Below are 15,596 nucleotides of genomic sequence, written 5' to 3' on the forward strand. Positions count from 1 at the left end.
TTGATCTATAAATACCCTTGATTTAAGCAGCCAAAGGCATTATGAAATTGATTCTAGTAATGAAAATTTTGTACATAAGCAATGATTACCCCGGGAAGTACGGCAAGCATAAAGGGAAATCGAACCGATGCCTCCGTACTGTTAACGCTTATAACCCCTTCATTTCCCGTCTTGCCGACACTAACCGCCCTTGTCAGTCTCTGGACAAACATCAAAACGCTGTGGCTTCTTCTCATTCTCATTCTGAATACGGCCGCTCTTCTTCTATATATCAAGATAAGAAGACCAATTGCACCGGATATGAGAATGGAATACAACATGACTTGCATTGTGAACAAGGCCCCTGTCCAAGCTCCAATACCGCCAAAAATCTTAACATCTCCCGCACCTACCGCACCTAAAAGGTATAGTATCATCATCAGTCCAAAGCCCACTCCAAGACCAATAGCCGCTGTACTAAAGCCTGCAATTCCTCCCAAGATTAAATGTACAATCAAGCCGCTCAGTATCGAAGACATTGTCAAGATATTAGGTATCCGCATGGACCGAATATCCGTTATAAACGCTGCTATGACAAAACCTCCACAAGCTATATAAGCTATCTCCATTACTTATCCTCTCTCGTCATGATCTTTTGACAACGTCAAACCTTACCTCAATTCTGGAACCGTCGCTAGTCTCGATCACAAATGGCCAAGTCCCAGGCGTCGTTCTCGTCCCCACAAACCATGTCCATTCCACGAATCCGTTCTCGTCCGCAGTTGCCCAGCCCACATGCTGTGCTGAACTCTCTCCTGTCTTATAGAAGACAGATAAGTTGGCTGACGCGCCAGGTGTTATTTTGGCACGTATCGTCGCATGCCCGGCTACATAAGCGGGATTGGGCTTGGCAATAATCTCTACGCTGCCTTTAGTGCCGCTATCCCCATTTGTGCCTTGATCATCTTCGTCTGTAGCACCAATCCAGATCCTTTCTGTTGCACCGGCCTGAACCCGCAGGCTCTTATTCAGAAACGGAACTTTGATTGGTAATTCGTAGGTGAGTTCTATACCAAAATAAGGATTGGACTTGTCCTGAAGATTAGGAATGTCTACTCCATTGACGTGTAGAGAATCGTACTCAAGTATCGTATCCTCAATCACCGGTTGAATTAACGGTTTAATAACCGGATCTAGAACCGCCTCCGATACCGAGGCCTGAAGATGATCCAGCGGCTCTTGTCCGCTTGAAGCAGCCATGGAAGCCCATGATCCGATCGGGTCAGGCAGAGTGGATGCATATTCAGTCACCCAATCCGTTAACGACAGCTTGGGCATGAGTACATCCGCAGGTGAGTCTCCGGGCAGCACCTCTCCTAAACCTGACTCTATCGAACCCGCAGATTCTATGGCGATAGCTACAGGATAGATATGTGACGATATTTTTTTGACTGTCTCGGAAGCTGCTGTCTGCAATGCGGTTGAGAACAATGTCATCTGAACGAAGTAGATCAAGAACACAATAAAGAATATAAAGACAGGTAGAACCAGAGACGCTTCAACAACAATGCTGCCTTGATCCTTCCCATCACGATTGACTATATTATCCTTGGATCTCTGAGAAGATTCTCGACTTTTCCATGTATATGCCATAATAGTCAAACCCCTAATTCCTCTGGTTATGAAGCAATTCAGTTAATATGCATAGTCTGATTGGAGTGAAATATAAATGTGTCCATCCTCTATTCGGTCGGCGCTACCACTCATAGTCCCTATTGCTCTCATTATGCCAGGTAGAAACCACAGCCTCATTCTCATTTCGGCCTGGCTAGCTGCATACGTGTACGTCTTGTTAAGGTCGATCTTCGTGTTCAGGCGAATAATGGCACTCATACGAGACATCTTCCTGTCATTATTGCTGTGCGCCAGTAAAAACAATCGAAGATGATCTCTATATGTAATCGAAATCTGCTTCGCATACTTGGACAGCTCTACCTGACCTTCATCCGCCAGCTTCTGCATATCAGCGAGAGCCTCTGTAAGACCATGGAGAATTGCTTTTGATAATACGAGCAGCGGATTTCCAAGCTTGCTGTTCTCAACAAGGCCTTCCATTGTTCTTATCGCAAGCCGAATCGTAAACACCTCTGTATAAGCAGCAACGATATTGCCGTATGGATTGTGGAATCCATAAATGATGTATTCCAGCTCCTGACTTTCCGGAAGAAAGAACGTTTCTGGACTCATCGTGCTATTATTCATATCGCTGCCAGCAATCATCGATAAGTTAACCGATTTGAAGTAGTGCAGAGCGTACTCATTCTGATAAAGCTCATCACTTACTACATCAAGGAGATTCGACATTCCACCAAATAATTGATCCATATCTGCCATCGCCTCACCTCCGGCATCATAGGGATCCTGTGAAATCTGTTTTTCCGAAGGAGCTGCACCGCTTGCCTGATTCTGATTGAAGCTAATATTTTCGTTATAATATCCTTCCAGCTGCTTGAATTGCTCTGTTGCCTTCTCAATCCCGGCAGTAGCAACCAGCAGCTTGATTCTGTTCTGCGCTTCCTTCAGCTTTTGCTCTGACTGCTTGTCCACCTTGGCTCTTTCTTTGTCTGCAGAATGGTAATCATCAATCTGATTGGCTGCCTGATCGATCACATTTCCGCTGCCGGCTGCAGCATATCTGGCGATATATTGTTGTATTTCACGGTTCGCAGTCAGAACATGCTGTCTTTTACGATGAGAATCACCATCACTTAATTGACTAATCGAGCTGGAAGAGACAGTAATCGATTGATGAGCCGCCTTAAAATCTCCTAGCTGCTCGTCATGACCATTTGTAAACTCAGCAAACTCCGAGTCCTTCCGGACTAACTGATCTGTCTGCTTGCGAAGTTCATCTCCGAAGCTGCCAACACCGGATGATGAAGCGCCTGTACCTGGTGTCTTGGCCTTACCGACGTTATCGTATGCGGCATTAGCCGCTCTCATCTCGCCTTCCTTAATGACCTGCTTCATCTGTTCATTTATACTCTTGGCTTCCTCAACTCGATCATTCGCTTGGCTTAATGCCTGCTGATGTATCATGAGAGCCTCTTGATTCTCACGATTAATGCTTGCCACGATCCGATTCACATCTGACCGATATTCGCTCAGCTCAAACATATATATTCGATCAAGCGGTTCCCTGGCCTCATCTTCCGTATACTTCGAATAATAATCGCGATACTTCGCAGAGGCATCTGCTGCGCTGTTAATTGCCCCACCAAGCGGGCTGTCACTGAAGTATGTACTTGGCGGGTTCATCACCAATTTGGCCAATGGCGCGGCCGTTTTGGCAGCTTCTCGTCTTCTTTGAATTGCCTCTTCAAGCAGACGTTCACGCTGGTCATACAGCTTCTGGAGCTTCCGCAGGACATCTACCGAATGTGCAGCCTGCTTCATTTCCGCTGATAACGGTTTGAACCTCGACACAGCCTCTACCATAAAATCAACTGGAGCCTTATATTTCATCTCCTCTTGTATCTGCTGATTGAAGTTCTCGAATTGTCCAAGCTCCCGCTCAAGAGCAAGTCCAGACTGAACAACCTCCATACCGATTAAAGGAAATCCATCCTCATGCGGCGTGGGCTTAGTACTGTCATTTAGCACTTTGGCAAGAACATAGTCTCCTTGATCGCCTTCATGGGCGAACAGCCCATACCTTTCCTGAAGCTCAGGGATATAAGAGGACATCACGGACCGAGCCGCAGCATGGACCAGTCTCTCAGCCTGTACTTTCATAGCAGCAATTCGGGCATAGTCGATAAATACAGCGACAAACAAGAACACGACGGCAAGCACCATCGCCAAAAATATAGTCACCGCTCCGGACTCGGAGTCACCTCGTCTAAACAAGCTCTTTCACATCCCAGCAAATTTTTGCAAAATCTGTGCGACCTCCGAAGGATTCCCCGGTGTACCCATTCCCCCAAATCTTGCTCCGTAATATCGCATAAGCTCTACATTTCGAATGAATTCATCGGGCTCTACAACCGTGGATTTGCCTGAATGTTGTATCCGTTGATCACCCGAGAATAAAAAATCGACCATAGGCAGCCTCACATTTTGGTTCAGTTTGGTCCAGACTTGGCGATCCAGCATCTGATTCGCATATTCCATCTGACCGCTGTACAACACTGGCAGAGCTGCTCCGGATTGACTCAGCTTCTTGATGGGCAGATCGTCACTTGCAGCTCCTCCAGGAAGCTCCATCCTTGTGATTTGACCACCGCTGACTGACCCGAAGAGCGCACCAATCATATGATCGTCTGCAAAACGCCAATACAGGGGATCAGCTTCACCTTCCGGGTAAGATCCGGTCCTGGCGTCTTTGTGGCTGTTATCCCAGCTATATGATGCACGTTCTGCTGTTGCTGAAGCATACTGCATAAGTGCCGATTTCTGGTACAGCAGCACACAAAAAAACATAAGCACACACAAGGACAACAGAATGACAGGAAATACGAGAGAAGCTTCAATTGTGAAGCTCCCCTCCTCTCCTTTCAAATGGTTATTGCCTTTAGAAGAATTCATTACTTTTGTTCGTAACACTCTCAAGCAGGTTCTCAACCAAAGCCTGGATCTGATCCTTAAAAATAAGAGCTACGATCAAGATCACACCTATTATCAGGATCATCTCAAGCGTTCCCAACCCATCCTCTTCCTTCCAAAAGTCTGCCATTTTTCGTTTGCACAATGCTAACATTATCGTATCCCCCTATAAATTCATCATCATAAATGACGGTGCTCCAACCATAACGACAATGACCAAAAAGATCACCACCATTGGAAATACCAGCTTGGAGGAAGCCTGTTCACCGCGTGTTCTGCTGAGTGATTTGCGCTTGTCCCACAGCACTCTCGAAAGATCACGGAGTGAAAGAACAAAATCCCCCCCGCCTCGTCTAAAATTCAGAAGCACGGTTGTGGTAAAAATGGAGACCTCCTGGACTCCACATCGTTTGCTGAACTGCTCAAATGCCTGTTGAAATGAGTATCCATTGTTCCACTCTGCCACCATCTGGCCTAGCTCGATATAGAGAGGGTGAGCCGAACCTTTTTTTCGTTCCGTGCAGTGAAGAATCGCTCTTTGGACCGTCTCGCCGGCGCTAACAAGCAGGACAATTTTGTTAAGAAATTCAGGAAGCTCCATTAAGATATCCTGCTCCCGCAGCTTAACCTTGTTATGCAGATCCTTCATTTGGGCAAACGGAATTACGCCTGCAAGCAATGCTCCGGCAATGAATCCTAAGGGATCTCCCTCAAGGCACAAAGTGAGCAGCGCCCCCGCGATAAGAGACATCCAGCTGTATACGAGCATTTCCGCAATAAACATTAAAGTCTTCTCATTGCTATGCTTCAGACCATACACTCTTTGCACCGAGTGCTGTATCCGGTACACCAGCATTGGCAGCCTTCTCGTCATCTGCAGCTTCTCTACTAAATTTAAAAAAGGAGCATGGAGTCTTCGAAAACGAATACCTTTCATTACGATAGAATCCAGTACGCGGTATCTTGAGCCCGCCCGTTGGTTAAAGATGATCCACCCTAGAGCGAGTATAATGACAGTAATAACACTGCATGTAATCATCATGTTTTATATTCTCCCTACACCCGTACATCCATAATTCGCTGAACCCAGATGAAGCAGCCAAATAAGATAAGAAGTGCGATACTTGATATGATATATCCAGCCCCAGAATACAATGGTGTCAGAAAATCGGGTGAAGTCAGGCTTAAAAAAATCAAAAATAAAAATGGTGCTGCAAACATGGCCTTGGATTCAAACTTCTTCTGCGCAATGGTCACAGCGATTTCCTGCTTAATATCCAGCTTCTCTCCAATGACGGATGAGGTTCTGCGTACGACTTCAACCAAATCGCCACCCGTACGTTTGCAGGTAACAAACACATCCGCAAAATTAGTGATATCCTCCATTTGTGCACGGTCAGCAAAATCTCTTAATGCATCTTCAATGGGTTCGCCATATTCCATCCTTGTACATATGATAATCAACTCTTTAATAAGATCGTGGTCTGCTTGAGGGTCCAGCATTCTAAGATCATGCACCGCCTCACGAAAAGCATTCTCCACCGATTTACCTGCAGCAAGAGACGATGATAATGAATACAGCGCCTGTTTAAAATGAAGACTAAGCGCCTCTCTCCTCTTGTTAAGCAGATAGACATTATAGTATCTCGGTGTGAGAAGAGCAGTGATTGACAGAAGCAGTCCCAGAATCCAGTGATGGTAAAACAAATAGCCTATCCCGAAAAATAAAATGGCACTTGCCGCGATACAGCCGGCTCTCTGCCAAAAGGACAACGTGTGCTCCATATAACGTGGTAGCTTCTGAAGAGCAGAAGCCTTCACAGTCTTATCTGCAATCCTCGCTGCTTCCATTTGACGATTCATACGTTCCTTACCTCACTCTCCCCCTCAAGAACAGGGTCCTGAATCCCTGCCGCCTTGAGTTTATCCTGATGTACAAGAATTCCGGAGGAACGTGCAAGCTGCCCTTTGATATGTCCATTCACTTCATGCAGCTCCTCGAAACGGTACAAGGAATTCAGCTGTATCTCCCCGTCCTTCATGCCAACAACCTCACTAATCTCCGTCACTCGTCTGGAGCGGTCCCGGAGACGTGATAAATGAATAACAATATCGATAGCAGAACTGATTTGCTGTCTGACCACTGCAACAGGCAAGTCAGCTCCGCTGAGCACCATTGTTTCCAGTCGTGAGATCATATCCCGAATACTGTTTGCATGGCCCGTGGACAGACTCCCTTCGTGTCCAGTATTCATGGCCTGCAGCATATCCAGCGCCTCACTTCCTCGGACCTCACCGACAATGATTCGGTTGGGACGCATACGCAGAGAGGAGCGGATTAAATCCCGAATGGATATCTCCCCTTTCCCCTCTGTATTTGCATTGCGTGTCTCCAGCGACACGAGATTCGGAACGGTAACGATCTGAAGCTCAGCTGAATCTTCTATTGTAATGATTCTTTCGTCTGGAGGTATGAACTGAGACAATGCATTAAGGAAGGTTGTCTTCCCCGACCCGGTTCCTCCACTGATAAAGATGTTGTATTTGCTTCGAACAAGCTTTCTGAGCAGCTCTGCAGCTTCGTCGCTAATGGCTCCTATTCGAATAAGGTCCTCCATACGCATTGGCTTGTCCGGAAATTTCCGAATGGTCATCGTGGGCCCTTTTAACGCGACAGGCGGCAGCACTATATTCACCCTTGAACCGTCCTTTAGCCTGGCATCCACGATTGGAGAGGATTCATTCACGATTCTATTTACACCGGAGACGATCGTCTGAATGATATCCTGCAGCCGCTCTTCCGATTCAAACATAACAGGTGCTTGGCGCACTTCTCCACGCTCTTCAATAAATACCTCGGTATGCCCATTGATCATAATTTCTGTAATATGCGGATTGTCAATCAGCGGCTGAAGCACATCAAGACCACGAAAGGAATCATATAGTCTTCTAATTAGTGCATGCTTCTCACCAGAGGTTAAATGAGTGAGCGCAGAATGGTGGAATACCCTTGCCTCAATATGCTCCATCAGCTCCGAGTCACCCGCCGCAGAAGTGACATCAAGAGTTGCTCGAATCGAGTTTCTTAGTTCTCTAAACGAAGTATCCTTCATAACGAATATTCCTTCTCCAATATTCCGGCAGCCTCGCATAATCTCCGCATTTCTTTTTGATAAATCGGTGACCCGAGCAGCAATTCCGGCTCTCTCATCTGCTTCCATGAAGGAATATATGGCAAATAAAAGCAGGTTTGTATATACTCATCAGGCATCGTATTCACAACCGTTCCCGTATACCGATTAATGACATATGTGGACTTCTCCTGAATTTGAGCATACCTCGTAGGATCAAGCTGCTCTTGATACTTCACCCACTCCGAGGCCTTACCTAACGTAAGGATATCATCAGACAGAAGCCAGATCAGCAGATTGGAACTATCCATTAAGGCTTCAGCTCTCTCATCCCATACCGAGTCATGGTCAATAATGATATATTGATATTGTTCTGATTCAATCAGGACTTCTAGCAGGGCATAAACATCCGACTTCGTGAGCTGACGCATCTCATTCCGGTTCCTGGCCGGGTAGAAATAGTGTGATTTAATCTGTTCATTCCACATAACGTAGGATCTGATATCAACTCTATGTTCCGAAGCCTTTCCTCCTGAACGCCTTGCTCTGATAAGATACATTAGCCTTGAGAAGGCTTCTTCCAGCTCTTCTTCACGCGCTGCCTGATGGCTTGTCTGCAGGAAAGGCTTGGTGCTGTCGAGTGTCTCCAAATTCAAATAAAATACTGAATATCCTGCACGGCCTAGTTGCTTCGCAAGGTTTAAGGCAACCGTCGTTTTGCCGCAGCCCCCGGATGCCGACGTGACCCCAATCACCAATGACTCATCTCCGGATAATTTGCTCACCAAACGAACGGTGCCTGAGTTTGAAACAGCTTCTTCCCAAGCTCCAAGCAAAACAAACAAAGGCTGGTACTTCATCACAAGGGGCAGGTCTCCATCAGTAGAACGCTGCTCAGCCAGTAATAGAATCGGGACACGCTCTTGATCTAATCCATCCCGCATCAGCTCTATAAATTCCAATTCACCAACAATCAAATCCGGCATCGATGCACGAGTCTGCTCACTCATATATCTCATCATCGCTTCCGGTTGCGAGAAGGCCGTGACATGAAACTTCCTTGAATATTCGCTTCCTTGCACATAATCAAGCACTGCATCTACGTACTCACGTGTTCTACTTGCCAGCACTACCTTCCTAATGACCAGATGCACCTCTCCCTTCGAGCACAAAAAAAGCACCGTCCATCTCCCGTATCTCATACGGTAAAATGGACGGTGCTTCCGTCACGTGCTGTTTAATTTATTGATAGATTAGCATAATATTCCATGCTGAGCAAGCACAATTTATTATCCTTCTCTGTCAAATCAAACATTTGTTCTCTTTTTTCTGATTATATAGTAGAATATTGAGATGCCTGCTCCCTACATAACAACACCTTAGAATGGAGTGATCAATATGTCGAAGAAGTGGGCAGTCCTATGCATTCTATGTATCTTCGTAATCATGATGGGTTGTACACCGCAAGATGAACATGAATTCCCACGGGTTCCCGTTACGCTGGATCGAGCCGTAGATGGAGATACATTCAATGTCATGTACGAAGGCAAGAGCCAATCAGTTCGTATGCTGCTCGTGGATACCCCGGAAACCTCTCATCCGAAGCTTGGTGTTCAGCCTCTGGGTAATGAAGCGAAAGAGTATACCAAACAGGCGCTTGAACAAGCAGACCAGATCGAGCTGGAGTTTGACATTGGGCCCAATCGGGATAAATATTCTAGACTGCTTGCTTATGTGTATGTCGATGGTGTCATGCTTCAGGAATCACTGCTTGAACAAGGCTATGCACGAGTCGCCTATATCTATCCGCCGAATGTGCGGTATGTAGATCAATTCGAAGCCATACAGAAAGACAGCCAGAACAAAGCCATTGGAATATGGGAATATGAAAATTATGTCCAGGAAGACGGCTTCCACAAGGAAAAATACAAATCCGAACCTGCCTCAGGTTCAAATGACGACAGTGCACCTAATGACTATTCCGGTCAACAGCCCGATCTTTCTTGTACTATCAAAGGTAATATCAACTCCAGCGGAGAGAAAATATACCACACCAAGGAGTCCCCTCAATACACAGCAACCATACCTGAGGAATGGTTCTGTACAGAAGAAGAGGCTGAACTGGCCGGTTTTCGTGCACCCAAAAAATAACCCAGTGGAGATGCAGCTTGAATTTATTAGCCACACACGACTAATCCGGAAAAGTTTACAACTCTAGCAGCATGTACAACTCTAATAGCTTTCTCAGCTCAGAAAAAAATCCGTCCTTCAAATGTTCTGAAGGACGGATTTTTTACGCGTATTACAAAAATCGCTCCCGAATTTCCGGTGTCGGCAGCATACAGGCATCTTCCCCATCTCGTCCGAACCAGCGATATCGATTGCGGGCAACTAGGTTATACACTCTATCTCGAATAAACTTCGGTACAATGATGCATCCATAAGCCAAGAAATAAGGAAACTTCAATCTTCGGGCTACCTTTAGCGCAGCCGTTGAGCGCGTGTGATATATTCCTTTTTCTATATATACAAAGGTGTCCAGCGCATCCACGGATAGTCCCCCTTGCTCCAGTAAATGCCTTCCTACTTCAGACTGAAGCGATGCAAAATAAAATACACCTTCCGGATCCCGCTGAATAATCCATTTTGTTATGCCCTGGCATAAATGACACACCCCATCGATGAGGACAATATGCTTGTCGTTATAATTCTGCATCATTCATCTCTCCCGGATTATAATGAATGCATATACCTATATATAGAAAAAAAGCGCTAGGATGCTCTTCCTAGTCGCTTGTCATCGAAGCAACTTCTTACTTCGTCGCTTGTTCGATCAATTGATTATCTTGAATTTGCTCATGGATCTCGCCTGCAAACTTCTCCATGCACTTGCAGATAAAGTCTTTGCGGCATACCGGACAAGGTGTCTTCTGAAGACGGCTGATGCTTGTCATTTTCCATTCCTTATCACGGGAATAGAATACACGGCACAGTGTTCCGTCCGCGAGCTTCATTGTAAACTCGTAAAGTCCGGCTTCTTCATTTCGGCTGGCAGTTGTTAAGTCTACAATCTGTGGTCTATAAGACATGTAATCACCTGTGATTTCAAATTTATTCATGCCACGTAGCGCATTAGTACTTAGTCATATTAAAGAATTTTAACCCTGATGTCAAATCCATATACACTAAAAATAAAGAAACCTTCCTACTATCTGAAATATTTCATTGTATTTTCAATAAAAAAGCCGGGAACTCCAGCATTATGCAAGAGCCCCGGCATCTTAAGCGAGATTGGATGGATCTTAGATTACATTAAGCTCAACCGGAATATTACCGCGTGTCGCTTTGGAGTAAGGGCAGAACTCATGCGCTTTTTGAGCAAGATCCTCTGCCTGCGCACGATCTATACCCGGAATTTTGACATCCAGACGAACAGCGAGCTGAAAGCCGTCATCCTGCGGGTCTTTACCGATCATAACGTTGCTGGTTACTTCAACATCACTCAGCTTCACGCCTTCTTTGCGGGCGATGTTGGAAAGTGCGCTCTCATAGCATGCTCCATATCCGGCTGCGAACAGCTGCTCCGGATTCGTTGCATTGCCGCCTGCACCGCCGAGCTCCTTGGGAGTCGACAAGTCATGACGCAATACCCCATCCGATGTTTCGAATTTACCGTCTCTGCCACCGCGTACTGTCGCTGTTGCTGTATACAATGCTTCCATTATAATCGCTCCCTCTTCTGTAATCTTAGATTATCGTGCACTGCTCGTTGCTCTGTTATTCATAAACAAGGCAAGAGCCAACCATAGCAAGCTGTATATCATCTGATGCAGCATCTGATGCAGCATCTGATGCCCCATCCGCTTACCTATGTTTTTTTCTTAACCTTGTTATGTATAAATTAAACATGTGTGCACGCACGATAATTATCAATCACACTCGCTTAGCAGACTCTCCTTTAATCAAAGTTACGTATATCCGCTCATTCTCGACCATATCTCCGGAGAGCAGCTTAAGGAGCTGCTCCGCGGCGAGAGCTCCCCACTTTTGCTTAGAGTAGTTAATGGTAGATAGCCTCGGCTGCATATAACCTGCCAGCTCAATGTTGTCAAAACCGATCAAATGGATATGCTCGCCGATCTTCAGATCAGTCTCCGATATACGATTCCATAATCCAATGGCCATCTCATCATTAAGACAGAACACAGCTACAGGCTCTTTGTATTCAGCTATAATCTGATCGGCAGCCTTCTCTCCTCCGGTCTTCTCGAAGTTTCCGCTAATCTCGATGCATTCCACATCCTGAGAACGCTCCGAGACCATCCGCACTGCTTTCATCCGCTGCATGGAATCATAAGAGCCTTCCGGACCGGTCACCACATAGATTTTCTTGTGCCCAAGTTCAATCAGATGCTCCATCGCAAGCGTAGCGCCTGCTTTATTATCAAGGAGCACCTGATTAATGTTCGGATGATCGAGCTCGCGGTCCAGCACAACGATTTTATGACCCAAATCGGCATATTTCAACAATTCCTCGCTTGCAAACATCTTATCCAATATAATTGCACCATCGATCATCCGCTCTGGCAGCATTTTGTGAGATTGTTCTCCGCTGCATACTATCAGATCATATCCCTGTAAATTACTGATCCCCTTCATACCATGAAGAAGATCACCATACACGTCCCCGCGGAAGTCCGTCAGAAATACACCAACGATTTTGGTCTCCCGCTTCTTCAAATTCCGTGCCGCCGCATTAGGCACATAATTCAATTCTTTGGCAATGGCCAGAATTTTAGAGCTTGTTTCGTCCGTCACCTTGTTGCTCCCATTAAGGGCATAAGAGACCGTAGAAATAGAAACCCCGGCTTTTTTGGCAATGTCCTTAATACTGACCAATAGTCCTATGCTCCCTCATTTGTAACCAAGCCTTGTTTTTGCTTAGAGCTTTCTTTGATATCAATTTTAATTCTAATGATTGATTCACATATATACATCAATTACATTCTCCCTCTGATCCAGCTCTTCTTCCAGAATATCGCGTTTAATCCGAAATCCGCCATCCCGATATGGATGATCTAAACGAATCGGTTCTGCTTCCTTACCATTTATAACAATTCGTGCGGGTTGACTACCGCCCAAATGATACACGAAGGTTACGTTTTTGCCCGATACTTCAAAATCAAACTCCATACCGCCCAGATCGGACGGCAGCTCAGGATCAAGTATCAAATCCTGCTCGTCCTGACGGATGCCGAGAGCATTTGAAATGAGCTGATTCATATAAATTCCTGGACCGCTGGAGTAAATTCTCCATCCGCCCTTTACTTTGACTTTTCCGGCTCTAAGCTCATCGAAGCGTTCCTGAGCTTCATATCGGTTGCTGAATTTGCCATCAGAGCTGCTAAAGTAAGCATTACTTTGCCGCAGTTCAGCATTTGGAACTACTTCGGTGATGCCAATCGGGTTAATTAAACCAAGTCCGCTCCACACCTCATCCTTATAGCCAAGCTTTGCCATGGCCTCTACGTATCTTATGTGGGCATGAACATACTGGAGACCAACCTCACGCCCAAAGTTAGACGCCTGCTCAGCCCGCTTGAAATGCGTGCTTACACCTCCGGCATAAAGGGCGGGTCTGTTCATCAGTCTTACGCCATCCGGGCAAAATAAACGTCTTTCAATCAATTCGTAATGGGATTCGGCCTGCTCCGGACTAAGCATTTCAGCGATCATACTTCTCGTCATCGGGAGCAGACGATACTGAATCCCCGTCTCCACATCGGAAGGATGGAGCATAGGCTTTATTTCCTCTGGATTCTCCATATAGATGAGTTGTATAGGTTTCTTTGCTAAAAATAAAGCTGTGCTTTAACGTATACGGAACCCGCTCATTCAGTATACTGTAATCTTGTGTAGCTATTAGATAATCACTGAGCACTTTCAGAGGCCATACGATAATGTCGCCATGACTTTCTTCCTGCTGGATCTTGTAATATCGGTCAAACATAAACCACTGCGGCCAATTTCCGTCGTCCTCATATTGGTGAGCATATACCATTTTAAGAATATCTCGGACTTGTTCATACTTCTGTGTCGCCATGAAATATTCCACAGGACCTTGGCATACGTCCCTCGTCCCCCATGCAGCTCCTCCGTATTGTTCAAGTCCGTGCGGAACCGAATAATGAACCAGCATATTATGCGTATACCACCAGGCAAGGGAATTAACTTTGAATAACGCTTTAGAGCGCTCTTGATCAGGAAATTTCAAATGGAACCCATTCATTACACTGCGAAAAAATGCACGGTACTCTTCTTTCTCATCCGTAAAATTAGGAGTATTCGGGGATAGTGACTTGCCGTCCAGCCATCCCTGCATCGTTAAAGTCCAGTTCTTCGTTTCCGAAATTTGTAAAACAGTCAGAGATGCATCTCCCGGCATTACCCCTTCAGCAAGACAAGTCTCGTCATGAATCTGAAATTCCGCGCCATCAATCCACATTGCATAGGTTAGCTCAGGGTACACCTCATGATTTACGGCAGATGAATCTGCTGTAAATATCAACTTGCTCTCTTTCGCTGTACAGTGCACGGGTACCTCATACTCATTGACATTCATTGTCATCTGATTGGTTAACAAATACCGATAGCTGCAGCCGTTCTCAGAATGAATCTGAAGCTGAACTTCTGGACGGTCCACTGATGTAAAATTCGTGATGACGAGCATGTCATCCTTCAATTTATAATACCATCGAACGTAGTTAAATCCGATTTCAAACAGTCTAAAAAGCTTACCTGGAGATATTGACTTTCATATGCCCCTGTAATACCATAATTCACGAAATTCAGAGTACTATTCTAAACGTTTCGAAGCTTTTTACTTTCATGTATCCTGAGTCAGATGATTGCTGGCGGAACAGGAATGGAGGAACCTATGATACGTACATTAAGCGGCTTTGTGGAGAAGATTAGATCGCAAGACTTAAACGTCTTTTCGATTCGTGTACTGCAGGATGGCAGGACGATTGGAGAATGGAACCAGGACCTTGACATACGTCGTCAGCAGCATTCGATCAGCAAATCGTTTACGAGCATGGCCGCTGGTCTTGCCATTGAGGAAGGAAAGCTCTCACTAGATACGAAGCTTGGTGAATTTTTTAACTATAATACAACTTATCACTCTCAGGACCCTATGATCCCTTCTCCTGATGAGCTCACCCTTTACGATTTGCTTCGGATGTCTTCGGGACATGACTCTCCACCGCTATGGCTGCCAGAGAGGAAATCACTGGCTGAGAAAGACTGGGTCAAATACTACTTATCTCTGCCGCTGAACAGACCTCCCGGTGAGCAGTTCACCTACAGCAGCGGGGATACCTTCATGATCTCGGCGTTGATTCAAGCAGCAGTCGCTGAGACTGTCCATCGTTATTTGAAGCCTCGTTTGTTTGATCCTCTCGGTATACATCATGTCGAATGGGAAACCTCGCCTCTTGGGGTCACACTGGGATGCGCGGGCCTCGTGATCAGCACTGAAGAATTAAGCAGATTCGGTCAATTGCTGCTGGACGAGGGCGTATATGAGGGCAGACAGCTGGTGCCTGCTGAATGGATTAAATTTGTGACACGCAAGCATATTGATTCTGTCGGTGAAGGAGACTGGTCGCTCGGCTATGGCTGTCAGTTTTGGATGTGTTCCCATGGAGCTTATCGAGGAGATGGGGCACACGGTCAGCTTCTCGTCATCATTCCAGATCGAAGAGCCGTGATTGCTGTTAACAGCGAGGAAGATCGTATACAGTCTATCCTTGACGCGGTGTGGGAAGAAGTTCTGCCTATTCTAGACTAAGTCACTTGAACCAAAATAAACTTGAGATT

The 15,596-nt window shown here is 45.7% G+C and carries 15 protein-coding genes and 1 pseudogene; 2 read left to right on the top strand and 14 right to left on the bottom strand.

All coding sequences use genetic code 11. The features are described 5' to 3' along the window. Positions 1 to 53: 53 nt before the first annotated feature. The 9 genes from ACFQ3J_RS13335 to ACFQ3J_RS13375 are packed head-to-tail and all read right to left on the bottom strand — an operon-like array spanning position 54 to position 8,896. Positions 54 to 608, bottom strand: coding sequence for an A24 family peptidase (locus tag ACFQ3J_RS13335; protein ID WP_251582087.1), 555 nt, complete (start codon positions 606 to 608; stop codon positions 54 to 56). Between the two features lie 16 nt (positions 609 to 624). Beyond that, entirely contained in the window at positions 625 to 1,632 is a 1,008-nt protein-coding gene (locus ACFQ3J_RS13340; RefSeq protein WP_251582088.1) for a TadE/TadG family type IV pilus assembly protein, read from the bottom strand. Between the two features lie 42 nt (positions 1,633 to 1,674). Then, positions 1,675 to 3,888 carry a TadE/TadG family type IV pilus assembly protein gene (locus ACFQ3J_RS13345; RefSeq protein ID WP_251582089.1) on the bottom strand — a complete coding sequence of 738 codons (2,214 nt, stop codon included), beginning with the start codon at positions 3,886 to 3,888 and terminating at the stop codon, positions 1,675 to 1,677. Positions 3,889 to 3,894: 6 nt separating this feature from the next. Further along, complete coding sequence (locus ACFQ3J_RS13350; RefSeq protein WP_091153899.1) at positions 3,895 to 4,566, bottom strand: TadE family protein; 672 nt, start codon at positions 4,564 to 4,566, stop codon at positions 3,895 to 3,897. After that, a complete protein-coding gene (locus tag ACFQ3J_RS13355; protein WP_091153897.1) occupies positions 4,553 to 4,738 on the bottom strand; it encodes a Flp1 family type IVb pilin in 186 nt (61 codons plus the stop codon). The genes ACFQ3J_RS13350 and ACFQ3J_RS13355 overlap by 14 nt, the downstream gene beginning before the upstream one ends. 12 nt (positions 4,739 to 4,750) lie before the next feature. Further along, positions 4,751 to 5,626: a type II secretion system F family protein gene (locus ACFQ3J_RS13360; RefSeq protein ID WP_379292982.1), complete on the bottom strand. Its 876-nt coding sequence runs from the start codon at positions 5,624 to 5,626 to the stop codon at positions 4,751 to 4,753. A 14-nt stretch (positions 5,627 to 5,640) separates the two neighbouring features. Next, positions 5,641 to 6,435, bottom strand: coding sequence for a type II secretion system F family protein (locus tag ACFQ3J_RS13365; protein ID WP_091158984.1), 795 nt, complete (start codon positions 6,433 to 6,435; stop codon positions 5,641 to 5,643). Positions 6,436 to 6,443: 8 nt separating this feature from the next. Beyond that, positions 6,444 to 7,697 carry a CpaF family protein gene (locus ACFQ3J_RS13370; RefSeq protein WP_091153895.1) on the bottom strand — a complete coding sequence of 418 codons (1,254 nt, stop codon included), beginning with the start codon at positions 7,695 to 7,697 and terminating at the stop codon, positions 6,444 to 6,446. Next, entirely contained in the window at positions 7,694 to 8,896 is a 1,203-nt protein-coding gene (locus ACFQ3J_RS13375; RefSeq protein WP_091153892.1) for a nucleotide-binding protein, read from the bottom strand. The genes ACFQ3J_RS13370 and ACFQ3J_RS13375 overlap by 4 nt, the downstream gene beginning before the upstream one ends. A 217-nt stretch (positions 8,897 to 9,113) precedes the next feature. On the opposite strand from ACFQ3J_RS13375, the gene ACFQ3J_RS13380 reads away from it, so the two are divergent. Continuing rightward, a complete protein-coding gene (locus ACFQ3J_RS13380) occupies positions 9,114 to 9,866 on the top strand; it encodes a thermonuclease family protein (protein ID WP_091153890.1) in 753 nt (250 codons plus the stop codon). A gap of 151 nt (positions 9,867 to 10,017) precedes the next feature. On the opposite strand, the gene ACFQ3J_RS13385 is transcribed toward ACFQ3J_RS13380, so the two are convergent. From ACFQ3J_RS13385 to ACFQ3J_RS13405, 5 genes and pseudogenes are all read right to left on the bottom strand, one after another. Beyond that, positions 10,018 to 10,434 carry a thiol-disulfide oxidoreductase DCC family protein gene (locus tag ACFQ3J_RS13385; protein ID WP_091153887.1) on the bottom strand — a complete coding sequence of 139 codons (417 nt, stop codon included), beginning with the start codon at positions 10,432 to 10,434 and terminating at the stop codon, positions 10,018 to 10,020. Positions 10,435 to 10,528: 94 nt separating this feature from the next. Then, on the bottom strand, positions 10,529 to 10,834 hold the full coding sequence (locus ACFQ3J_RS13390; protein WP_091153884.1) for a hypothetical protein: 306 nt from the start codon (positions 10,832 to 10,834) through the stop codon (positions 10,529 to 10,531). Between the two features lie 183 nt (positions 10,835 to 11,017). Beyond that, positions 11,018 to 11,437, bottom strand: a complete 420-nt coding sequence (locus ACFQ3J_RS13395) for an organic hydroperoxide resistance protein (protein WP_091153882.1) — start codon at positions 11,435 to 11,437, stop codon at positions 11,018 to 11,020. Between the two features lie 211 nt (positions 11,438 to 11,648). Then, positions 11,649 to 12,614 carry a LacI family DNA-binding transcriptional regulator gene (locus ACFQ3J_RS13400; protein ID WP_251582091.1) on the bottom strand — a complete coding sequence of 322 codons (966 nt, stop codon included), beginning with the start codon at positions 12,612 to 12,614 and terminating at the stop codon, positions 11,649 to 11,651. 84 nt (positions 12,615 to 12,698) lie between these two features. Next, positions 12,699 to 14,499, bottom strand: a pseudogene (locus tag ACFQ3J_RS13405) (GH36-type glycosyl hydrolase domain-containing protein); the annotation flags it as partial. 153 nt (positions 14,500 to 14,652) lie between these two features. Between ACFQ3J_RS13405 and ACFQ3J_RS13410 the strand changes: the two are divergent. Then, on the top strand, positions 14,653 to 15,567 hold the full coding sequence (locus ACFQ3J_RS13410) for a serine hydrolase domain-containing protein (RefSeq protein WP_251582093.1): 915 nt from the start codon (positions 14,653 to 14,655) through the stop codon (positions 15,565 to 15,567). Positions 15,568 to 15,596: the final 29 nt, after the last annotated feature.

The sequence above is a fragment of the Paenibacillus provencensis genome (genome assembly GCF_042678545.1).
GTDB classification, from domain to species: domain Bacteria; phylum Bacillota; class Bacilli; order Paenibacillales; family Paenibacillaceae; genus Paenibacillus; species Paenibacillus provencensis.